The sequence below is a fragment of the Gammaproteobacteria bacterium genome (assembly GCA_016199745.1).
Taxonomy (GTDB): domain Bacteria; phylum Pseudomonadota; class Gammaproteobacteria; order Acidiferrobacterales; family Sulfurifustaceae; genus JACQFZ01.
This window is the reverse complement of record JACQFZ010000071.1, coordinates 130727-151602: the sequence shown is the minus strand read 5'-3', so window position 1 is coordinate 151602 and position 20876 is coordinate 130727. Positions and strand designations below refer to the sequence as shown.

The window sequence follows — 20876 nt, the reverse complement described above, 5'->3', positions numbered from 1 at the left end:
GCGCTTCGAGTTTAGGGGCGACATTCGCACCATTATAGGGCACACAATGGGCATTGTTAAATAATGCGCCCAATGTTGGGCTGGTATTGAGGCTTCGAGGAATACTTAAGGGCGAGACGTCAGAAAATAGCGCTGTTCAGACTGGCGTCGTCGATTAAACGGAGCTTCGTTGCTGACTACTCGAACATGACCTCGATCTTATCGATGCGGATGAGCGGTACGCGGATGAGGATGTTGCCGCCGTTGTAGTAGCGCTGAACGATGGCCGTTTTGCCGGCGATTTCAATCAACTCGCCCTCGCGCGACGGTTGGCCGATCTCGGTGATGCGCACGTAGCGATTAAGGTAACGACCGAGGTCGGCGATCGGTACCGCGCGAAAGCCGGGTTCGGCACTGACCGGTTCTTTCGATGCCGTCGGCGTCGTGGGGGTAGCGTGACCCGGTAGCGTTGCCGCCGTGGCCTCCTGACCGGTGTCGCTCTTCGCTACCACCGGCTCGGCGCGCGTGCGGAAATCAAAGCTCAAGTCTTTGACCGGCTTGCCGTTGATACTGACCTCGGCATTCAGCAACGCAAGTACGTCCGCCGGTTTGAACAGCGGTAGCGACTTTGGATTGATGTCTTCGTTCGACGCCACGCGTACCTTGAATTCGCTGCCGGCGTTGGTCAGGAATTCGGCATAGGCCTCACGCAAACCGGGACCGGGCACGATGCCGAGCTGGCGCAACACCAGGCTATCGCCGGCGGATTCGGCCTTCACATAATCGGCGGCACTGATCTTCGCCTGCTGGCTGCAGAAATTTTTCAGACGTTGGTAGTACGAGAGATCCTTATAGAGGAACTCCATTTCCCTAAGCTGCGGCGTCTGTTGCCTGTTCTTAAAATCGGTATTCACACCAGAGAGCTTGGCATTCATCTTTAGCTGATGAATGTCCTGCATATCGAAGTCGAGGCTGAACCGCAAAACTTCAGCCTGTTTGTTAAGCGTGTAATTGAGCACGAGGTCCATCGTCAGCTCGCTGTACCCGAGCCGGCGTAACAACGCGATGTTCATTGCCACCGGCTCATCGCCGCAGTTGTATACGTACGACGTACGACTATCGCGTTGCGCCGAGGGCTGATCGACCAGCGCCAGCAGCTGACCGTCCATATCGGCGTGTAGGCCGCGCAGAGCGATGGTTAGGTTGTCGGGTATTTCGTTTTTCTTGGCGGTATCCGACAGTCGGAACAGGTAGCGCAAGTTGCCGGTTTCGAGTGCCGCTTGGCGAATCGACACGGTGTCGTTGATGCCTCTCGGTGTGATTTTGATATCGTCGATCTCGATCGAGCCTTTTATAAGATCAGAGCCGATGCTGCGGTATTTGATGTCAACGAACATCGCTACATTTTCGATGGCGCGATCGATCGAGGAGCGGGCTTGAAACTTGATATAAGTCTTCAGGCCGGCGTAAGCGGCGAGTATTAGTAGGAGGATGACGAGCAGCAGCTTGCCGACCTTGTTCATAGTCTTTGGATAGTTATGGTCTTGTTTGGACCATAGATGACTGATTAGGACGGGGCAAGGAGCGGCGACGCGATTTAGCGGGAGCGAGCGGGCTAGGTGGGAAAACAAAAACGCCCCCAGCGGGGGCGTTTTCGCACAGCATTAAATCAAGATCTTAGACGCTGTAGTACATGTCGAACTCGACCGGATGGGTCGTCATGCGCAGGCGCGTGACTTCCTGCATCTTGAGGCCGATGTACGCGTCGATCGAGTCGTCGGTGAACACACCGCCGGCCTTCAGGAACGCGCGATCCTTGTCGAGGGCTTCCAACGCCATATCGAGCGAGTGGCACACGGTCGGGATCTTCTTCGCTTCTTCCGGCGGCAGGTCGTACAGATCCTTGTCCATGGCGTCGCCCGGGTGGATTTTGTTCATGATGCCGTCGAGGCCGGCCATCATCAGCGCAGTGAACGCCAGATACGGGTTCGAGCCCGCATCCGGGAACCGCACTTCGATACGACGACCCTTCGGGTTGGCAACGTACGGGATACGGATCGACGCCGAGCGGTTACGGCCGGAGTAGGCCAGCATGACCGGCGCTTCGAAGCCCGGTACCAAGCGCTTGTACGAATTGGTCAGCGAGTTGGTGATGGCGTTCAGCGCACGGGCGTGCTTGATGACGCCGCCGATGTAGTACAGCGCGGTTTGCGACAAGCCGCCGTACTCGTTGCCGGTGAACAGGTTCTTACCGTCTTTGGCTAACGACATGTGCACGTGCATGCCCGAGCCGTTGTCACCAACGATCGGCTTCGGCATGAAGGTCGCGGTCTTGCCGTAGGAGTGAGCGACGTTGTGTACGCAGTATTTATAGATCTGCAGCTCGTCGGCCTTCTTGATCAGCGTGTTGAACTTCATGCCGATCTCGTTCTGGCCGGCGGTGGCGACTTCGTGATGGTGGGTTTCGATCTCGAGGCCCATTTCCATCATCGCCAAACACATAGCCGAGCGGATGTCCTGCTGCGAGTCGACCGGCGGCACGGGGAAATACCCACCCTTAACGCCCGGGCGGTGACCCATGTTGCCGCCTTCGTAAACCTTCTCGGTATTCCACGACGCTTCTTCGGAATCGAGCTTAACGAAGCAGCCGCTGATATCGGCACCCCAACGAACGTCGTCGAAGATGAAGAATTCAGCTTCCGGGCCGAAGAACGCGGTGTCGGCAAGGCCGGTGCTCTTCAAGTACGCCTCGGCGCGCTTGGCGAGCGAGCGCGGGCAGCGCTCATAACCTTGCATGGTTGCGGGTTCGATGACATCGCAACGCAGGATGATGGTCGGCTCTTCCATGAACGGGTCCATCACGGCGGTGGCGGCGTCGGGCATCAAAATCATGTCCGACTCTTGGATGCCTTTCCAACCGGAGATCGAGGAGCCGTCGAACATCTTTCCTTCTTCGAAGGTGGCCGCTTCTAGCTGGCCGGTCGGCACGGTGACGTGCTGTTCCTTGCCTTTGGTGTCGGTGAAGCGGAAATCGATAAACTTCACCTTATTTTCTTTTACAAACTTCAGTACATCGGCGGGAGACATCTCGGGTCCTCCTAAAGTAGGAATAAAAAACGTAATGGTGGCCAAAAAATTTTTGGACACCGCCATAGTGCACGAACTATGCCCAGGCGAATGTTCACCTAAGCGATTGATTATTAGTGGTTCTGTCCTTCCGGCACGCTAGCAGGCGCACCAGAAGTGGGCACGGCGAGGTTGGGTAACACTATCATGGTGCGTCAGTGGAAGCATACTTCCACCCGTCCAATGTCGTTATCGATCTTGGCAGCGGCGGCGAAGCGCGCCGCCAGTGCAAGGCCTGTTTCCGGCGTGGTGGCCGACGACAGCGGTAAGCGCAGCTCGATATCGACGTGGCCGCCGACATAGTGCAGCGTCGTGCGGTCGATCAGCCGAGCCTCAGGAATCGTCGCGAAGTAACGTTCGAGCCGCGCCACTATTTCGTCGCGCAGCGGCAAGTCGGCCTCCGGATCGCCGTCTAAATCTTCTTCCGAATCGATATGCACCGTAACGTCGGCTACCGGTTCGATTTCATCGATCAGGCGCGTGCGCACGGTTTCGCCGATGTGGTGTCCCTCGGAAACGCTGAGCTCGCCATCCACCAGAATGTGAACGTCGACAAACGCGCGGTCGCCGAGGCGGCGCGTACGTAATAAGTGCAGTGCGCGCACGCCGTCGACACTTTGGATGACGCGCCGGATCGATTCGCGGTCGTCGACGTCGAGGCCAGTGTCGACTAATTCGCGCAGGGCTTGCCAGCTGAGCTCGATACCGATCTTTGCCACCATCACCGACACCAACATGGCGGCGACGCCGTCGAGATAATTGATGCCATAAATGGCGCCGCCGATACCGGCGATGACGATGAGCGAGGAAATCGCGTCGCTGCGATGGTGCCAAGCGTTGGCTTTGAGCATGGCCGAGTCGAAGCGTTGGGCGGTGCGCAACGTATAGCGGTAAAGCCACTCCTTCGCGCCGAAGGTGATGACCGCGACCCAGAAAGTAATCGCTGACGGTGTCACCAACGGCGCCGCGTCGAACCAACGCTCGCCGGCGCGCCACATGATGCCGACGGCGACGACGATTAACAGCACGCCCAAAATCAATGTGACGGCAGTCTCAATGCGGCCGTGGCCGTACGGATGCTCATCATCGGCGGCCTTGGCGCCTTGCTTCAAGGCGAACAGCACGATGATATCGCTGATGAGGTCCGACAGGGTGTGAAAGCCGTCGGCGATCAGCGCTTGCGAATGACCGACCAGGCCGACGATCACCTGCGCGATTGTCAGCACGATATTCAACGCAACGCTGACCCAGGTAACGCGGCGGCTTGCCCGGTAGCGTTCGGGATTGGTGGTATCGAACGGATGGTGCGGATGCGCGTGCGATCCGCTCATGCCGCTTTTACGCGTACCGTCACGTGGATTTCGCCCTCGACCTTGTTCGTCCCTATCACTTCATGTCCATGAACCCGACACCAGGCCGGGATGTCGTGCAGCACGCCCGGGTCGGTCGCGTGAACTTCGAGCGTATCGCCGGGCACGAGCTTGGTGATCGCCTGCTGCGTGCGAATCACCGGCAGCGGACACAGCAGGTAGCGCGCGTCCAGGACCTGGTGCGTCATAAGTACCAGCTGACCGGAATTTGATTGATCGGCAGCGGCGCCACTTCAAGATCGTGCGACTTGCCGGCGGTGTCGGTAACAGAAACTACCACGCGCTCGGCGGTCCGGCCCTTGCCATAGCGCGCCGTCAGTCGGGCGGCCAGCTCCAGCTCGTCGTCGCCGATTTTGCCATCGATCAGCGCCAACGGGCCGCTGTGACTGGTGGAAAACAAATGCGTGTAGCGCTTGCGGAAGCCGAGCAGAAAATTGTTTTCGCCGTCGTCGCGGGCAATGATCAATTTGAAATGCGGCGCCGGTCGGATGTGGCGACCGACCTTGAGCAGCAGGATATCTTCGAGCTCGTAGCGCTTCTCGCCGCGCGATTGCCACATGTCGGCAAGCTTGTTCGAGTACTGTTCGTTGGTCAGGAAACAGCAGCCGCCGGCGGGCTGGGCGTATTCTTCGATGCCGAAGTGCGCGGCTAGTGCCATCTGCGGTTTGCGACTGCGGCCGTTGAAATCGAACAGTCGTTCGCGGTCGACCCAGCCTTCGGCTTCCGGCAATGTCGGCGCCAATAACTTGGCGCACAGCGGCCGCAGCAACCGATCGAACGCGCCCGATTCGCGCGCGACCACCGGCATGGTGTCTTTGCGCTGCGACATAGGCCGTTGGCCGACGACTTCGCCGGTAATGATGAAGTCGAAGCCGTTCGCCTCCATCCACTCGCGCGCTTTGCCGACCATGAAGCCTTTGCAATCGAGGCACGGATTTAAATTCGAGCCGTAGCCGTGCTTCGGGTTGAGCACGACATCCTTATATTCTTCGATCACATCAATGATATGCAGCTTGATGCCGAGCTGTTCCGCCACCCACAGCGCGTTGTTGCGCTTCGGCTTGTCGCGGTGCTCGTTGCGGATGGCGTGCGTGTGCCCCTCGACGCAAAAGCCGGTATAGAAGTTGATGCCCTCGACGTGCACGCCGTGATCCTGCATCACGCGCGCTGCCAACATAGAATCGAGGCCGCCGGAAATTAGGGCGACCGCTTTACGGGGTGTCGGATTGGCGGAGGTAGTCATAGATAAGTAGTAGTAGTCCGGAATGGAAACGGGCCCCTTTAGGGCCCGCCTTTTTTATAACATTCCGGTTCTTTAGCGACCGGGTTGTTCCTCCGGGTGATTCGGGCACGGCCCTAGCACGCGGGGGCCACCTTAGCCCAAATGCCTGCACGTTGTCCAACGAATCGCTCCCCCTTTCAGAGGATGTATGCGTCGGTTGTTGTATACCGAACAATTAAATTATTTGAGCTGGAGCCTGCTTAGGGCCGAAATATGACGTCCGGGATAACGCTTTGATAGGGCATAGCATCCAGATTGCCGAAGTCCGGAATTTGAGCGCATTCGGCCTCGGCCTCCTTCTGAAACTTCCTTGCCGCTTTGCACTGCGTCTCGGCTTCGGGTTTTTTGCCCGCCGCCTTACAGTTTGCGGTGGATGCTGTTTGGACCTCTCTTTTCGCCTCGCACCGCCTTTCGGCCCATTGCTGCAACTCTTTCGCTGCCTGGCGAACACCGCCCCGAGCTGCCCGTTCAAGATGGTGCATGGCGATCGCCATATCGGTATCGGATGCAACGTTCCAGTAGAAGCGTCCGAGATGGTACTCCGCCAGGATATAACCTTGGGCCGCAGCCTGTTGTAACAGATGAAGCACATGCTGACGCTCTTCGGGAGAAAGCAATCGGTTCTCTTTGAGGACAGCGTTCTGTTGAATAATGCTTGTCAGTAACACCTGCGCGTACGGATCCCCGCGAGCGGCGGCCTCTTCATAAAACGTCCGAGAATCTTTCCCGCCGATGGCTTTGGTGACGTTCGGGTCGTTATTTACCAGATTGCCGAGGAGTGTGGTGGCTTTCGCATTCCCCGCCTTGTCGGCAATGCGCAAATGTTTAATCGCTTCCTGCATCTCCTCCGTCAGCCCCGTCAGATACAGCAAGCGGCCTACAGCGTAGTGCAGCTCCGCATCGTCGTGGCCCGCGTTCAGCAAGGTTTGGCATGCTTCGCGCTGCTGTTGACGTTGCGAGTAGGCGTCCATATCCGGACTTTCTGGTCCGGGGAGCCTGCCAAGACAAAGTTCCCGCTGTTCGTGATAGGTCGCGGGATTAGAGATGCATGCCGTCGCGAAGACGATGCATATCGAGGCAATGGTTGATTGAAGGAAGGTGCGCATGGCTCAGCGCGTTCCTTCGGCACGGCGTCTATTGTCGAGCCAGCCTCGGCACTCCCTGGCGAAGTACACGATATCTGTATCATGTGTCATGTCGTCGCGGATTTTTCTAAGACGTATGCTTATATCGGCACAAATCTGTTGCAGATTGTTCCCTTCTTTCTTCGTGGCTATGCTGTTCTTTAGGGATTTTTCGATGGCCGCGCCTATCTGTCCCATCTCAAAGGGTGTAATACCAAACGCCCTTTGTTTGCTATTCGCGCGCTCTCTTTTTTAAGCGATCCCGAAGTTGTTGCGTCTGCTTGCTTATACGTGCCTGGGCTTCCTCCTCAAGCTTGGTCGAGGTCCCACTGATTTCTTCTATTATCTTGATGAGCTTATCAATACCTTTGGACTCCGAGGAAGCAAAGGTTGTAACGCACGTATGGACGTAGGTAGACATGTCCAACTTTCCGCGTTGCACCGCTTCTTTTGCCATTTCAAAGCGTATTTCGTAGTCCTCTACCTCCTTCTCTAAGGCTTCAATATCCTTTCTCACATGCTCAAGCGCCTGCGGTCCAATCGCCGTATTTTCATCGACCGCGCGCTTTGCGCGTTCCAAAAGAATTTCTGTGAGAGCGTCTTTGGCAATTTCATATGCCTTGTTAATCACTAATTCCATGAGGTTCCCCCCTTAATTTTTTTGGCAAAAAACACATCTCCCAACCAGCTGCGCAGCGCGAGCGATCCGGTGGACAGCAGTGAGGAGGTAATATGTGGAACGAAAAATGAGACGACCTTGTTGTGCTAGCACACGCTCTTTCCCTGCGCATTTGGTGTTATGGCGTCAAAGGCTAGAGTTTAAGGGGATAACCGTCAAGGAATTGCGGCCGTACTAACGTCTAATGAACCAATGACATCTCCTAATTCCAAGCGGCGCAAGATAGCCCGCGCAATGGCACGCATCTTTCCCGTATTAGCGCCATGTTGCGATGGACCTTTCGCATCCTACTGATCGCCCTTATTGTCAACCTGTTTTATCTAGTGGTGACCTGGCCGGAAGCGTTGTAACGGTGGTAATAGATCTTTCGCCGGCGGTCCAACCGTGGTCACCGTGATCGGCCGATTTTCGTCGCGATTGTCGAGTTTGCCGGTACGTGTGAATGGGTGGCGTTGTGTCATCGGCCGGTGCCTCGGAGTTGTTCCAGCGTTTCGGATGCAGCTAAGCGGACGACGGCGACGTCGTCGGTGAGTGCTTTCTCAATGAGGCCCATGGCAACCGCGCCGCCGACGTCACCGAGCGCTTCGATGGCCTGTTCGCGGATACGCGGATTGCTATCGTGCAACGCGGTGGCCAGTGCCAGTGCCGATTCCGTGCCGCCGATCTGCGCGAGTGAAAAGATGGCGGCCTGCTGTACATCGGCGTCGCTGTCGGTGAGCGCTTGGCGCAACGGCGACACCGCGTTCACATTGGCTTGGGCGCCGAGCTCGACCGCCGCTTGCTGGCGATACTCGCTGTCGCTGTTGCTCAGGGTCGATCGCAACTGCGATATCTCATCGTCGATGTTCCGTTGTCCGACCTTATTGCTGCTCGCGTTCGCGAGTCGCGGACCCTGTGCCTCATACTTTTCATCGCCCTGTGGCAGGATCCACAATGTTTCGGCGCGCGCTTGCCCGCGCGTTGTCGGCGTGTACTTCAAGGCGAAACTTCGATGACGCAAAATTTGTCGCAATCCTTGCTCCAGCGGAAGCCGATCGAATGTCACGTCCACGCGCTGCGCCAGTGTCACTAACGGCACTACCGTCAAACCGCTGCGTCGGCCAATTTCGTCCAGCAGCTCGATCAGTGCGACGTCTTTGGCATTGACGCTCAAGACGCCGTCGCCAAACTGAACCCCGCTGGATCGGGCACCCGGCGAAGGTCTGAGGGCAGCGGATGTCGACACACCGCTGGCGTCGGCGATCGATTCGACAATGAGCAGGTTCAGCCCCAGTCCGAGCGCGCAATAACGGCAAAATCTGCAGATGTTCGTCGACCGCATGGCGCATCCGTTGGCGGCTAAGGATCACTAGCTTATTGGGTCAACTTAACCGCAGGATTCTCCGAACATGAGCATTTGCTAATGTTTGCCGCGTGGACAAGCGCCGCGCCCGGCGCATAGAGTGGGGTGACCTTGGGGGCTGACTGACGATGCGACTGTTGCTGATTGAAGATGATCTCAAGATAGTCGCGTTCGTCGGCAAGGGACTCAAAGAGGCTGGCTTTGTCGTGGCGCACGCCGACAACGGCCACAGTGGTTTGCAGATGGCGCTCGCGGAACCCTACGACGTCGCCGTTATCGACTTGATGTTGCCGCGAATGGACGGCCTTGCCGTCATCGAGGAGCTGCGACGCCGGCGCGTGCGCCTGCCGGTGATTATTCTCAGTGCCAAGCGTTCGGTCGACGAGCGCGTGCAAGGGCTGCAGGCCGGCGGCGACGATTACCTGACGAAGCCCTTCGCCTTCTCCGAGTTGTTGGCGCGGATTCATGCGTTGCTACGCCGCGCCAACGACGTGCCGGAACCGACCAAGATCACGGTCGGCGATCTGCATATCGATTTGCTCGGCCGCACGGTCACGCGCGCCGGTCGCGCGATCGAGTTGCAGCCGCGCGAGTTCTGCGTGCTCGAATACCTCGCGCGCAATGCCGGGCGCGTGGTGTCGAAGACCATGATCATGGAGCGCGTCTGGGATTTTAATTTCGATCCACAGACCAACATCGTCGAATCGCGCATCTGTCGATTGCGCAACAAAATCGACAAGGACTTCGACGTGCCGCTGATCCATACGGTACGCGGGATGGGTTATGTTCTTAAAAAAAATCCATAAGTGGCGGCACACGCTCGCGCTGCGCCTGACGATCTGGTACGGCGCTATCTTTGCGGTCTCGTCGGTGCTCGCGTTCGCGCTTGTCTACGGATTGATTGCCGCGTTCGTGACCGAACGTACCGACGACGATCTACGGGAGACGCTCGCTGAGTTCTCAGCGTTCTTTGCGGCCGGTGGACTCGATCGCGTCAGCAAGGAGATGGCGGTGGAAACGGCCGGCGACGAGGCCGAGAAAACTTTCTTGCGACTCTGGACTGCCGATGGTCGTCGGCTAGTGACGACCGATGTGTCGTCTTGGTCAGGACTGTCGGACCTACCGGCTGAGGTCGTGCGTGACGTCGGCGATGGCACGGGTGCACGGTTCGAAACTTTCGATTTGCCGTCGCATCAACACGGCATCCGCCGGATGATCGGCAGCATCGGCGCCGGCGTCGTGTTCGAGGCCGGACAAACGCTGGCGGAAGACGAAGAGTTGCTCGCCGCCATTTTGCACGGGTTTCTCATGACGCTGGCGGTCGTATTCCTGTTGGGCGGCCCGATCGGCTGGTTTATGGCGCGGCGCGCGTTGCGCGGCGTCGAGGCGGTGACGCGCACCGCTAACGAAATCGCCCATGGTGCGTTGGACCAGCGCGTGTCGGTTCGGTCGCATGGTGACGAACTCGATAATTTGGCGCAGACCTTCAACACTATGCTCGATCGTATCCAGGCGTTGATCATCGGCATGCGCGAAATGACCGACAACCTGGCGCACGATCTGCGCAGCCCGTTGGCACGCATTCGCGCCGGTGCCGAAATGAGCCTGGCGAATGGCGACACCAACGCCGCTGGCGATTCGCTGGCGCTGAATACCATCGAAGAGTGCGATCGGCTATTGGACATGGTCAATACCACGCTCGACATCGCTGAGGCCGAGTCCGGTGCCGCCAAGTTGAATCTCGGTCGGGTTGATCTGGTCGAGATCGTCGATAACGCTTACGAGTTGTTTCAAACCATCGCCGAAGACCGTCGGCTAACGTTGGTGACGCGCGTTCCGGCACGTTGTTTAGTCGAAGGCGATCGGCAACGGCTGCAGCGGTTGGTGGCGAATCTTCTCGACAATGCCCTTAAGTACACGCTGGCGGGCGGTGAAGTACAGATCGTGTTGCAGCAGCTCGACCAGCGCGTGTTGTTGTCCATCGAAGACACCGGCGTCGGTATATCGGCCGAGGATCTGCCGCGCATCTTTCAACGGTTCTACCGCTGCGATCGCAGTCGCTCGCAAAGTGGTATCGGTTTAGGTCTGAATCTGGCGCGTGCGTTTGCGCGCGCCCACGGCGGTGACATTATTGCTACCAGTAACGAAGGCGTCGGCAGTGTGTTCACGGTGATGTTGCCGCGGTCGCTGTATGATCGGTCTGGGTACGCACCGCGGCAGTCGCCGGCGGCGCTGATCGTTGAAAAAGTTGACGGCTGATCGCGATGCTTTTTGCACGGTCAGCGGGGGTAGGTATTGTCGCGTCGCTACTGTTGGGGTTGCCGCTGACGAGTTCGGTAGCGGCGGATGAGCCGTTCACCGTCGCCGGCGAAATTGAATGGACCCGCGATAAGTTGACCAACGCCGCCTTGGCGCAGCCGCCGCAAGACGACGTGCGCGTTTCCGAACAGGAGATCAAATTACAACTCAGTTATCGATCGAGCGAGTTCTGGTCCGCGTTCGGCGAAGTCAAGCTCAATGCCCAGCAGCAAGCGCGCACTGACGGATCGCCGCGCATCTCTTCAGAAGGCGTGGCGCGTGGCGAAACCTGGTTGTACATCGAGCGCTTGTTCGACGGCGGCGGTGCGTTGCAGATTGGGCGACAGAACATCAGCGAGCCGCGCGGGTGGTGGTGGGACGACGAGTTGGACGCCGTGCGGGTTCACTATGTGCATGAGCCGTGGCGCCTATCGACCGGTGTCGCCGAAGAGCTCGCGCGGACTTCGTCGACCGACGATTTCATCGATCCGTCGCAGCAACGTGTACGACGTTGGTTCGGGCACGGCACCTGGAAATTATCGGATGGCCTCGTCGTCGACGCTTTTTTTCTACAACAGCGTGATCGTTCAAAACGGTCGGACGTGGACAGCGTTATCGAGACGGCGCGTGTCGATGAAGCCGACGCCGATTTGCGCTGGGCCGGTGTGCGTGCGTCCGGCGTCGTGACGCTGCCGCAGGCGGCGACGCTGTCGTATTGGTTCGATGCGGCGATGGTGACCGGCGACGAAACGACTTTCGAGTTTGACGACGACGAACCCGGATCCAGTCGCGTGAGCGCACGGTACGAACACCGAGTTCGCGGCCGAGCGATCGATCTCGGAACCGTCTGGCAGTTGGCGTCGAACCGTGGGCCGGCGCTGACAGTGAACTACGCTCGCGGCAGCGGCGACGCTGATGCCAGTGACGACATCGATCACGCCTTCCGGCAAACCGGCTTGCAGAACTCCGATAGAGAATTTCGTGCCTACGGCGAGCTATTGCGACCCGAGTTGTCGAACCTCGTCGTCGCTGGTGCCAACTTCGGCGTTTCAGTCCATGACGACTCCCGACTCTCCGTGGCGTACCACCGATTCCGGCAAGTGGTTCCCGCCACGTTTTTGCGCGCCGCCCGTATCGAGGCCGATTTGACCGGCGCGAGCAAAGACATCGGCGACGAGCTGAGTCTGCTCGTCGAGGTCCGCGAGTGGCGGGACGTGCAAATCGAATTGGCGCTGGCGGTATTTACCGCCGGCGAAGCCTTTGGCACTGCTCGCGGGACGCACGCGAACGACATCTTTTTCAGGCTCACCTATCCGTTCTAGCAGACGCAACCACTCGCGCCCGCGGCATTATCAATCGCTCATTCTCCGACCAGCTTGCGCTCATGTGCGCGCCTTAGCCTGTGCGTGGCAATCGTCGCCAAACCGGAGAAAGCAAAATGAATAAATTCCTACGCAGACTGACTGTTGTTCCCGTTACGATCGCCGTGGTCGCGCTGACCGCGGGCGCCTCGACAAGTTGGGCACAAGGCGATATGAACGAGGTCGCTGCTACCCACTGGGGCGAAAGGTCGAAGCCAAAAATCGTCAACCTCAAGGATGCCCGCCTCAAGATCGAAATGAACGCTACCGACGGCGACGCCGGCATCCAAGTGTTCATCGATGCCGATCCCTGGAAGTCGATGGATATCTACGATCCCAATGGCAGGCTCATCTTCCGATCGACCACCTCGGGCAGAATGGGCCGGCAGGGGGGAACCGAGCTGTTCCTTGAGAGCGCCGAGCCGGACTTCAGCGAGCTGCCACTCGCGTCGTTTCTCGAGCGCTTCCCGCAAGGTAAGTACTCGTTCAAGGGAAGAGGTCTGAACGGCGAAATATATGTCGGCAGCGCCACGCTGACGCACAACCTGCCGGACGGGCCGGTGCTGGTAGAGCCGCTGGAAGGCGGCGCTCCGGTCGATTCCAATAACGCGGTGGTGAAATGGAACCCGGTCGGTGCCGCGAACGCCAGCCCCATCATCGGTTATCAGGTATTAGTCGTTAAGCCGCAAAGCAGCACCAGCCCGGCAGCGCTGCCGAAAACTATTCTGGACGTCATGATGCCGCCGACAGCAACGAGCCTGGCGGTCCCGCCCGGATTTCTGCTGCCAGATACCGACTACGAATGGGAGGTGCTCGCGCTCGAGGCCGGTGGTAATCAGACGCTGTCGTCGTCTTTTTTTAAAACGGCGCCGTAGCGAGTTGCCCCCCGGTGATGCCGGGGGGCCTTTTTTCCGCAGGTAATGGTGGTGTCGATACAGGGTGCAGGGCCGCCTTTGGGAATACCAGCGGCTAGAGAAAGGGCCGCCATCAAGGAATTGCGGCTGTACTAATGTTGATGGTTTAGAATGCCGCGTTCAGGACGGGCACTTTCTCCAGCTAACATCCCGAATGCATCGATGACATCTCCGAATCCCAAGCGGCGCAAAATGGTGCGCGCGGTCGGCACGCACATTTCCCGCATCAGCGCGGTACTGCGTTGGACGTTCCGCATTTTGCTGATCGCCCTCATTATCGATTTGTTCTATTTGATGGTGACCTGGCCGGATTGGAAGGCGTTGGCCAGCGGGCCGATCCCGAAGTCGAACTTTATACGCGACTACGAGGAGCGCCGGACCGAGGACAAGAAGCTGCCGGCGTTGCGCTGGCGGCCGGTGTCGCTGTCGCAAGTGCCGAAGCACTTGCAACGGGCGGCGATCATCGCCGAAGACTCGCGTTTCTACGAGCACAGTGGTTTCGATCTAATCGCGTTCCGCGAGGCCATGGATCGCAACATGGACGAAGGCCGATTCAAGTTCGGTGCCAGCACGATCTCGCAGCAGACCGTCAAGAATTTATTTCTGAGCTCATCGCGGACGCCGTTGCGCAAATGGCATGAGTTGGTGCTGACGTGGGGCATGGAACAGAACTTGAGTAAGCATCGCATCCTCGAGATCTATCTCAACATCGCCGAGTTCGGCACCGGTATTTACGGCGTGCAAGCCGCGGCGCAGACGTATTACGGTACGTCCGCCTCCGGGCTTACGGTCGCGCAGTCGGCCGAGCTGATCGCCAGCCTGCCGGGCCCGCGCAAGCACAACCCGGCCACGCGCACGCGTTTTTTTCAGCGGCGCTCACATAAAATTCTGAACCTGTTGACGCGTTACCCGGGCGAAGCGGCCGAGGCTATCGCCCGCGAGCAGGCGCCGGCGTTCGACGAAGATCCCGACGAAGAGGTCCCCGAACCGCCGGCGGTCGTCACTACCGATCAAGTTCCGCCGGACGCCATTTAAGCTCGGTGCGCCGGCGGCCAGCCGTCGCTATAATCGCCGCTGCTTTCATCACCAGCAGGCAGCCGTGACTTTCCAAGATCTGATCCTCAAGCTCCAGCAGTATTGGGCGCAACAAGGTTGCGTCATCCTGCAGCCGTACGACATGGAAGTCGGCGCCGGTACCTTTCACACGTCGACGTTCCTGCGCGCGCTCGGTCCGGAACCGTGGAAAGCGGCACATGTGCAGCCGTCGCGCCGGCCGAAAGACGGCCGTTACGGCGAGAATCCCAATCGCCTGCAGCACTATTACCAGTTTCAAGTGGTGCTGAAGCCGTCGCCCGACAATATCCAAAATCTTTATATCGACTCGCTGCGCGCAATCGGTATCGATCCGAAGCAGCATGACATTCGATTCGTTGAAGACGACTGGGAGTCGCCGACGCTCGGTGCTTGGGGTCTCGGTTGGGAAGTGTGGCTGAACGGCATGGAGGTGACGCAGTTCACCTACTTCCAGCAAGTCGGTGGCCTCGATTGCAAGCCGGTGACCGGCGAAGTCGTTTACGGCATCGAACGCCTGGCGATGTATCTGCAAGGCAAAGACAGCATCTTCGATCTGGTGTGGGCGCCGGGTGTGACTTACGGCGACGTGTATCACCAGAACGAAGTCGAACAGTCGAAATACAACTTCGAGCACTCAAACGTGCAGTGGTTGTTTCAGCAATTCAACGATTACGAATCCGAGGCCAAGCGCCTGATCGAAGCCGGTCTGTCGTTGCCCGGTTACGAAATGGTGCTGAAGTGCTCGCACACCTTCAACCTGCTCGATGCCCGCGGCGCGATCTCGGTCACCGAACGCGCCGCCTATATCGCCCGCGTGCGCAACCTCGCACGGTTGGTGGCGCAGGCCTATTACGACTCGCGCGAGAAGCTCGGTTTTCCGATGCTAAAAGCTTCCGCGCCGGCAAAAACGAAAAAGCGCGCCTGATAATGTTGAAAAAGAAATTGCTCAAAATTTCCGGCGACAGTTTGTTGATCGAACTGTTGACCGAAGAGTTGCCGCCGAAGTCGTTGCCACGTTTGTCTGAAGCGTTCGCCAACGGCGTGTTCGATGGCTTGAAGGAAAAACATTTTCTCAACGAGTCGAGCGCGCATGAATCGTTCGCTACGCCGCGGCGTTTGGCGGTGCGTGTCGGTGCCGTGCTCGCTAAGCAACTCGATCGCACGATCGAGCGCAAAGGCCCGTCGCTGCAGTCTGGCTTGAACGCCGATGGTCAGCCGACGCCGGCGCTGCTTGGTTTTGCTCGTTCTTGCAATGCCGATGTCGCCAAGCTCGAACGCCGCAAAGACGACAAGGGCGAGTATTTCGTTTATCAACTGAAACAAAAGGGCGAGCCGTTGGCGCAGCATTTGCCGACGATCGTTGAGGCGGCATTGAAAAAGTTGCCGGTGGCGAAGCTCATGCGTTGGGGGGTGAGCGAGGTCCAGTTCGTGCGGCCGGTGCATGGCGTGATCTTGTTGCACGGTACCAAAGTCGTGGCGGGCACGGTGCTGGGATTAAAGAGCGGCAATAAAACGCTCGGCCATCGTTTCTTGAGCAAGGGCGTGGTTGTCATCAAGCGCGCTACCGATTACGAAAAGACGCTGCGTACGCAAGGCAAGCTGCTTGCACCATTTGCCGAGCGGCGGCAGGCGATCGTCGGCGAGCTCAACAAGGCCGTCACCAAATTCGGTAAGGGTGCCAGCTGGCAGCAGGGCAAAGCGCTCGAGCTAGTCGACGAGGTGACGAGCATCGTCGAAAGCCCGCACGTGTATGTCGGTGAGTTCGATCCGTCGTTTCTCGATGTGCCGCGCGAATGCCTGATCGTCAGCATGCAGCAGCACCAGAAATATTTTCCGGTGGCGGACGCGCATGGAAAATTGCACGCACGTTTCCTGTTCGCCGCCAACATGCAGCCGAAGGATCCGCGCCATATCATTCATGGCAACGAGCGCGTGTTGCGCGCGCGGTTGTCGGACGCCAAATTCTTCTACGACCAAGACCGCAAGCAACCGCTGGAAGATCGCACGCCGCGGTTGTCGCACGTGGTGTATCACAACAAGCTCGGTACGCAGCTCGAGCGTGTACATCGGCTGATCGGCCTGGCGCATTGGATCGCCGAGATGTTGCAGATCGACATCGCCGCCGCCGAACGCGCCGCTTATTTGTGCAAGGCCGATCTGTTGACCGACATGGTTGGCGAGTTCCCCGAGCTGCAAGGCATCATGGGCCGTTACTACGCGTGCCACGACGGCGAGCCGGCGGAGATTGCCGACGCCATCGAGCAGCACTATTTGCCGCGTGCCGCTGCCGGTGACTTACCGCAAGGGCCGATCGCGGTCGCGGTTGCGTTGGCCGACAAGCTCGATACGTTGGCGGGTATCTTCGGTATCGGTTTGATCCCGACCGGCGAGAAAGATCCGTTCGGACTACGCCGTGCCGCGGTCGGCGTGTTGCGCATATTGATCGAGAAGTCGCTGCCGCTCGATCTGAGCGAGCTGATCGACCACGCGCGTCAGCAATTCAAGAGCGGCGTGCTTAGTGCCAATGTCAGTCGCGACCTGCAAAACTTTTTCTTCGATCGCCTGCGATCGTACCTGCGTGAGAAGGGCTACACCGCCGACGAGATCGAAGCGGTGCTGGTGCTGAACCCGGCGCGGCTCGATCAGGTGTTGCCACGGTTGGAAGCGATCCGCAAGTTCCGCGCGTTGCCGGAAGGGCAGGCGCTGGCGGCCGCCAACAAGCGCATCCACAATATTCTGCGCCAGGCCGGCGGTGGCGATCCGGAGAAGATCGCTGCCGCGATCGACGGTGCGTTATTTCAGGAACCGGCCGAGAAGGAATTGGCGCGCCAGCTCGGCGAGGCGGCGATGCGGGTGCAACCGCTGGCTGCCAAAGGCGATTATGCGGCTGCATTGAAAGAGTTATCGCAATTACGCGGTGCCGTCGATGCCTTCTTCGAGCATGTCATGGTGATGGTTGACGACGAAAATCTGCGCACGGCCCGCTTACAATTGCTGGCGGCGATCCGTGCCGAGTTCCGCCGAATTGCCGATGTCTCGCAACTGCAAGGATAAACCGCGATGAAAATCGTCATCCTCGACCGCGACGGTGTGATCAACCAGGACGCCGACGATTACATCAAGTCGCCGGAAGAATGGATCCCGGTTCCCGGGAGTTTGGAAGCGATTGCGCGCTTGCATCGCGAGGGTTATCGCGTGGTCGTCATCAGTAATCAGTCGGGTGTGGCCCGTGGCCTGTTCGACACCGATATGTTGATGCAGATCCACGCCAAGATGATCGAGGCCGTGCGCGCCAAGGGCGGCGAAATCGATTCGATTTATTTTTGCCCGCACGGTCCCGACGACGGTTGTCGTTGCCGTAAGCCGCTGCCGGGTTTGTTCGAGGAAGTGGCGGATCGATTGAAAGTGAATTTGCAAAACGTTTATGCCGTCGGCGATAGCGAACGCGATTTAATCGCCGCGCGCGACGCGACCGCGCGGCCGGTGTTGGTGCGCACCGGCAAAGGTCGGCGCACGCTGCGCAAGAACAAGCAACTCGAGGTGCCGGTGTACGACGATTTAGCGGCGTTTACCGACGCGCTACTTTCGGGTGATCTGCCGGCGGCTTAATGCACTTCCTCCGTGGGCTCCTGTTTAGCGCCATCATGTGGCTCGCGGTTGCAATTTGGGCGCCGTTGTCGCTGCTGACGTTTCCGTTCCCGTTTCCGCTGCGTTTTTATTTCATCAGCCGCTGGGCGTGCTTCCACGTGTGGCTGGTGCGCGTGTTGTGCGGCGTTGGCTATCGAGTACAGGGACGCGAGCATTTGCCTTCCGGCCCGGCGATCATCATGGCCAAGCATCAGTCGGCCTGGGAAACGCTCGCCTTCGCGCAAATCTTTCCGCCGCAGACTTGGGTATTGAAGCGCGAGTTGTTGTGGATTCCGTTGTTCGGCTGGGCGCTGGCGTTATTGAAGCCGATCGCTATCGATCGCCGCTCCGGCCGGCGCGCCATGCAGCAAGTCGTCCATCAAGGGCGCGCGCGTCTGGCGGAAGGTATCTGGATCACGGTGTTCCCCGAAGGCACGCGGGTCATGCCCGGTCAGCGTCGTCGCTGGGGGATAGGCGGTGCGGTGCTGGCGTCGGAGAGCGGCTGCTTGGTGGTACCGGTTGCGCATAATGCCGGGCACTATTGGCCGCGGCACGGTTTGCGCAAGCGCCCCGGCACGATCGACGTCGTCATTGGCCCGGCGATCGAAACGCGCGGCAAGACCGCCGAGCAAATCAATCGCGAGGCGGAGGCGTGGATTACCCAAACGATGCGATTACTCGAATAGGATTTCCGCGTAAGCGGGGTAAGTCGTTCAAACAGAGTTCCCCTCTCCCGTTGCCGGAGAGGGGACAGAGGAGAGGGGGTATCATGCAAATCAATTATGATTACCCCGTTCCCCCTTCTGCTCTCCCGCAACGGGAGAGCGGGGCGCGGAGTTAGCATTCGCAATGGACCAACGCGCGCTAAAAATTCTCAACGACGTCTTCGGCTATCCCGTGTTCCGCGGTCAGCAAGCCGAGGTCGTCGAGCAGGTCAGCGCCGGTGGCGATTGTCTGGTGCTGATGCCGACCGGCGGCGGCAAATCGTTGTGTTACCAAATTCCGGCGTTGTTGCGCGACGGCATCGGCGTTGTCGTCTCGCCGTTGATCGCGTTGATGCAGGATCAAGTGACGGCATTGCGCGAAGTCGGCGTCAACGCCGCGTTCCTCAATTCGACGCTCGATTGGCGCGAGGCTGATCGCGTCGAGCGCGACGTGGTCGACGGCAAGCTCGATCTGCTGTACGTCGCGCCTGAGCGCTTGCTGACGGAGCGCTGTTTGAGCCTGCTCGATCGCGCCAAGGTCGCACTGTTTGCCATCGACGAGGCTCACTGCGTCTCGCAGTGGGGCCACGACTTCCGTCCGGAATATATCCAGTTATCAGTGTTGCACGAGCGCTGGCCGTCGGTGCCGCGGATCGCGTTGACGGCGACCGCCGACAGCGCCACCCGGGCCGAGATCATCAAGCGGCTCGCGCTCGACGACGCGCGCATATTCGTGTCGAGCTTCGACCGGCCGAATATCCGCTATCGCATCGTCGAGAAGAACAACGGGCGTAAGCAATTGCTCGATTTCATTCGTGCCGAGCACGCCGGTGACGCCGGCATCGTTTATTGCTTGTCGCGCGCCAAGGTGGAGGAAACCGCCGCCGCGCTGGTCGCCGACGGTGTCAATGCGTTGCCGTATCACGCCGGCATGGACGGCGGGACGCGCCAACGCCATCAAACACGCTTTCTACGCGAAGACGGCATGGTGATGGTGGCGACGATCGCCTTTGGCATGGGCATCGACAAACCGGACGTGCGCTTCGTGGCGCATCTCGATCTGCCGAAGAGTATCGAGGGCTATTACCAAGAAACGGGTCGTGCCGGCCGTGACGGTTTACCGGCTAACGCCTGGCTCGCCTATGGCTTGCAGGATGTGGTGCAGCAACGGCGGCTGATCGACGGTTCGGAAGCCAACGAAAATTACAAACGCATTTCCGGCGCTAAGCTCGACGCCATGCTCGGGTTTTGCGAAACCAGCGAATGCCGGCGCGTGCGTTTGCTCGCCTATTTCGGTGAAAGCGGACGGGCCTGCGGCAATTGCGATAACTGTCTCGATCCACCGCAGGTATGGGACGGCACGATCGCCGCGCAGAAGGTGCTGTCCTGCGTCGCCCGCTTATGGAAAGAACGGGGTCAGCGCTTTGGCGCCGGTCATGTGACCGACGTGTTGCGCGGTCAAACGACCGACAAAGTGAAGCAGTGGCGCCACGACACGCTGTCGGTATTCGGTGTCGGTGCCGATTTGTCGGAGACTGATTGGCGCACGGTGTTACGCCAGTTGATTGCCGCCGGTTTGCTGGCGGTGGATCACGACGCTTACGGCACGCTGGTGTTAACGGAAGCGAGCCGCGCGGTGCTGAAGGGCGAGCGCCAAGTCATGTTGCGCAAGCAAATCGCACGTCCGCCGGCGCGACGCGAACGGACCGAGCGCGTACAACGTGCGGGTATCGCCGTGGAAGGGTTGTCGCCCACCGCACTGGGGCTGTACGAACGTCTGCGCGTGTGGCGCTCGGAGACTGCGAAATCGCAGGGTATGCCGGCCTATATCATTTTTCACGACGCCACGCTGCGCGAAATCGCCGATGCGTGTCCGCGTACGCTCGATCAGTTGCGCGGCATTTCTGGTGTGGGTGCGAAAAAGCTCGAAGCGTATGGTGAAAAAATATTGAGCGAGATCGCGCGCGGCAACGAATAAAAAATGTAGGGTGGGCAG

The 20876-nt window shown here is 59.0% G+C and carries 19 protein-coding genes; 10 read left to right on the top strand and 9 right to left on the bottom strand.

From position 1 onward, the window contains the following. Positions 1 to 176: 176 nt before the first annotated feature. The 9 genes from HY308_19545 to HY308_19505 form a co-directional block, all read right to left on the bottom strand. Positions 177 to 1502, bottom strand: a complete 1326-nt coding sequence (locus HY308_19545; GenBank protein ID MBI3900457.1) for a hypothetical protein — start codon at positions 1500 to 1502, stop codon at positions 177 to 179. 154 nt (positions 1503 to 1656) lie between these two features. Next, positions 1657 to 3066, bottom strand: coding sequence for a glutamate--ammonia ligase (gene glnA / locus HY308_19540; GenBank protein ID MBI3900456.1), 1410 nt, complete (start codon positions 3064 to 3066; stop codon positions 1657 to 1659). A gap of 194 nt (positions 3067 to 3260) precedes the next feature. Further along, positions 3261 to 4436 (bottom strand): cation transporter, encoded by a 1176-nt coding sequence (locus HY308_19535; GenBank protein ID MBI3900455.1) that lies wholly within the window; start codon positions 4434 to 4436, stop codon positions 3261 to 3263. Further along, positions 4433 to 4663, bottom strand: a complete 231-nt coding sequence (locus HY308_19530) for a sulfurtransferase TusA family protein (protein ID MBI3900454.1) — start codon at positions 4661 to 4663, stop codon at positions 4433 to 4435. The genes HY308_19535 and HY308_19530 overlap by 4 nt, the downstream gene beginning before the upstream one ends. After that, positions 4660 to 5718: a tRNA (5-methylaminomethyl-2-thiouridylate)-methyltransferase gene (locus HY308_19525; protein ID MBI3900453.1), complete on the bottom strand. Its 1059-nt coding sequence runs from the start codon at positions 5716 to 5718 to the stop codon at positions 4660 to 4662. Before HY308_19525 ends, HY308_19530 begins: the two co-directional genes overlap by 4 nt. A gap of 239 nt (positions 5719 to 5957) precedes the next feature. Further along, complete coding sequence (locus HY308_19520) at positions 5958 to 6863, bottom strand: sel1 repeat family protein (GenBank protein ID MBI3900452.1); 906 nt, start codon at positions 6861 to 6863, stop codon at positions 5958 to 5960. A 250-nt stretch (positions 6864 to 7113) separates the two neighbouring features. Then, positions 7114 to 7521, bottom strand: a complete 408-nt coding sequence (locus HY308_19515; GenBank protein MBI3900451.1) for a hypothetical protein — start codon at positions 7519 to 7521, stop codon at positions 7114 to 7116. Between the two features lie 359 nt (positions 7522 to 7880). Further along, positions 7881 to 8021 (bottom strand): hypothetical protein, encoded by a 141-nt coding sequence (locus tag HY308_19510; GenBank protein MBI3900450.1) that lies wholly within the window; start codon positions 8019 to 8021, stop codon positions 7881 to 7883. Beyond that, on the bottom strand, positions 8018 to 8881 hold the full coding sequence (locus HY308_19505) for a HEAT repeat domain-containing protein (GenBank protein MBI3900449.1): 864 nt from the start codon (positions 8879 to 8881) through the stop codon (positions 8018 to 8020). The genes HY308_19510 and HY308_19505 overlap by 4 nt, the downstream gene beginning before the upstream one ends. 149 nt (positions 8882 to 9030) lie before the next feature. Here HY308_19505 and HY308_19500 point away from each other — a divergent pair, with 149 nt between their 5' ends. The 10 genes from HY308_19500 (at position 9031) to recQ (ending at position 20858) form a co-directional block, all read left to right on the top strand. Further along, a complete protein-coding gene (locus HY308_19500; GenBank protein MBI3900448.1) occupies positions 9031 to 9708 on the top strand; it encodes a response regulator transcription factor in 678 nt (225 codons plus the stop codon). Then, positions 9686 to 11161, top strand: coding sequence for a HAMP domain-containing protein (locus tag HY308_19495; protein ID MBI3900447.1), 1476 nt, complete (start codon positions 9686 to 9688; stop codon positions 11159 to 11161). The genes HY308_19500 and HY308_19495 overlap by 23 nt, the downstream gene beginning before the upstream one ends. Positions 11162 to 11166: 5 nt before the next feature. Further along, entirely contained in the window at positions 11167 to 12522 is a 1356-nt protein-coding gene (locus HY308_19490; protein MBI3900446.1) for an alginate export family protein, read from the top strand. Positions 12523 to 12638: 116 nt separating this feature from the next. Beyond that, positions 12639 to 13436, top strand: coding sequence for a hypothetical protein (locus HY308_19485; GenBank protein ID MBI3900445.1), 798 nt, complete (start codon positions 12639 to 12641; stop codon positions 13434 to 13436). 201 nt (positions 13437 to 13637) lie between these two features. After that, the gene (gene mtgA, locus HY308_19480; GenBank protein ID MBI3900444.1) at positions 13638 to 14510 is read left to right on the top strand and encodes a monofunctional biosynthetic peptidoglycan transglycosylase; all 873 of its coding nucleotides are present in this window, start codon (positions 13638 to 13640) and stop codon (positions 14508 to 14510) included. A gap of 79 nt (positions 14511 to 14589) precedes the next feature. After that, on the top strand, positions 14590 to 15474 hold the full coding sequence (gene glyQ / locus HY308_19475) for a glycine--tRNA ligase subunit alpha (protein ID MBI3900443.1): 885 nt from the start codon (positions 14590 to 14592) through the stop codon (positions 15472 to 15474). A 2-nt stretch (positions 15475 to 15476) separates the two neighbouring features. Beyond that, entirely contained in the window at positions 15477 to 17603 is a 2127-nt protein-coding gene (locus HY308_19470; GenBank protein ID MBI3900442.1) for a glycine--tRNA ligase subunit beta, read from the top strand. 6 nt (positions 17604 to 17609) lie between these two features. Further along, positions 17610 to 18158, top strand: a complete 549-nt coding sequence (gene gmhB / locus HY308_19465; GenBank protein ID MBI3900441.1) for a D-glycero-beta-D-manno-heptose 1,7-bisphosphate 7-phosphatase — start codon at positions 17610 to 17612, stop codon at positions 18156 to 18158. After that, positions 18158 to 18862, top strand: coding sequence for a 1-acyl-sn-glycerol-3-phosphate acyltransferase (locus HY308_19460; GenBank protein ID MBI3900440.1), 705 nt, complete (start codon positions 18158 to 18160; stop codon positions 18860 to 18862). The genes gmhB and HY308_19460 overlap by 1 nt, the downstream gene beginning before the upstream one ends. Before the next feature lie 163 nt (positions 18863 to 19025). Beyond that, the gene (recQ, locus tag HY308_19455; GenBank protein ID MBI3900439.1) at positions 19026 to 20858 is read left to right on the top strand and encodes a DNA helicase RecQ; all 1833 of its coding nucleotides are present in this window, start codon (positions 19026 to 19028) and stop codon (positions 20856 to 20858) included. The last annotated feature ends 18 nt before the right edge of the window (positions 20859 to 20876 follow it).

Bases quoted from the DNA above. Each gene is read 5' to 3' on its own strand.
- mtgA (MBI3900444.1), top strand. From the start codon at position 13,638: ATGACATCTCCGAATCCCAAGCGGCGCAAAATGGTGCGCGCGGTCGGC.
- HY308_19510 (MBI3900450.1), bottom strand. From the start codon at position 8,021: ATGACACAACGCCACCCATTCACACGTACCGGCAAACTCGACAATCGC.
- HY308_19460 (MBI3900440.1), top strand. From the start codon at position 18,158: ATGCACTTCCTCCGTGGGCTCCTGTTTAGCGCCATCATGTGGCTCGCG.
- HY308_19485 (MBI3900445.1), top strand. From the start codon at position 12,639: ATGAATAAATTCCTACGCAGACTGACTGTTGTTCCCGTTACGATCGCC.
- HY308_19495 (MBI3900447.1), top strand. From the start codon at position 9,686: ATGTTCTTAAAAAAAATCCATAAGTGGCGGCACACGCTCGCGCTGCGC.
- HY308_19515 (MBI3900451.1), bottom strand. From the start codon at position 7,521: ATGGAATTAGTGATTAACAAGGCATATGAAATTGCCAAAGACGCTCTC.
- HY308_19525 (MBI3900453.1), bottom strand. From the start codon at position 5,718: ATGACTACCTCCGCCAATCCGACACCCCGTAAAGCGGTCGCCCTAATT.
- glnA (MBI3900456.1), bottom strand. From the start codon at position 3,066: ATGTCTCCCGCCGATGTACTGAAGTTTGTAAAAGAAAATAAGGTGAAG.
- HY308_19535 (MBI3900455.1), bottom strand. From the start codon at position 4,436: ATGAGCGGATCGCACGCGCATCCGCACCATCCGTTCGATACCACCAAT.
- HY308_19520 (MBI3900452.1), bottom strand. From the start codon at position 6,863: ATGCGCACCTTCCTTCAATCAACCATTGCCTCGATATGCATCGTCTTC.
- HY308_19505 (MBI3900449.1), bottom strand. From the start codon at position 8,881: ATGCGGTCGACGAACATCTGCAGATTTTGCCGTTATTGCGCGCTCGGA.
- gmhB (MBI3900441.1), top strand. From the start codon at position 17,610: ATGAAAATCGTCATCCTCGACCGCGACGGTGTGATCAACCAGGACGCC.
- HY308_19500 (MBI3900448.1), top strand. From the start codon at position 9,031: ATGCGACTGTTGCTGATTGAAGATGATCTCAAGATAGTCGCGTTCGTC.
- recQ (MBI3900439.1), top strand. From the start codon at position 19,026: ATGGACCAACGCGCGCTAAAAATTCTCAACGACGTCTTCGGCTATCCC.
- HY308_19490 (MBI3900446.1), top strand. From the start codon at position 11,167: ATGCTTTTTGCACGGTCAGCGGGGGTAGGTATTGTCGCGTCGCTACTG.
- HY308_19545 (MBI3900457.1), bottom strand. From the start codon at position 1,502: ATGAACAAGGTCGGCAAGCTGCTGCTCGTCATCCTCCTACTAATACTC.
- HY308_19470 (MBI3900442.1), top strand. From the start codon at position 15,477: ATGTTGAAAAAGAAATTGCTCAAAATTTCCGGCGACAGTTTGTTGATC.
- HY308_19530 (MBI3900454.1), bottom strand. From the start codon at position 4,663: ATGACGCACCAGGTCCTGGACGCGCGCTACCTGCTGTGTCCGCTGCCG.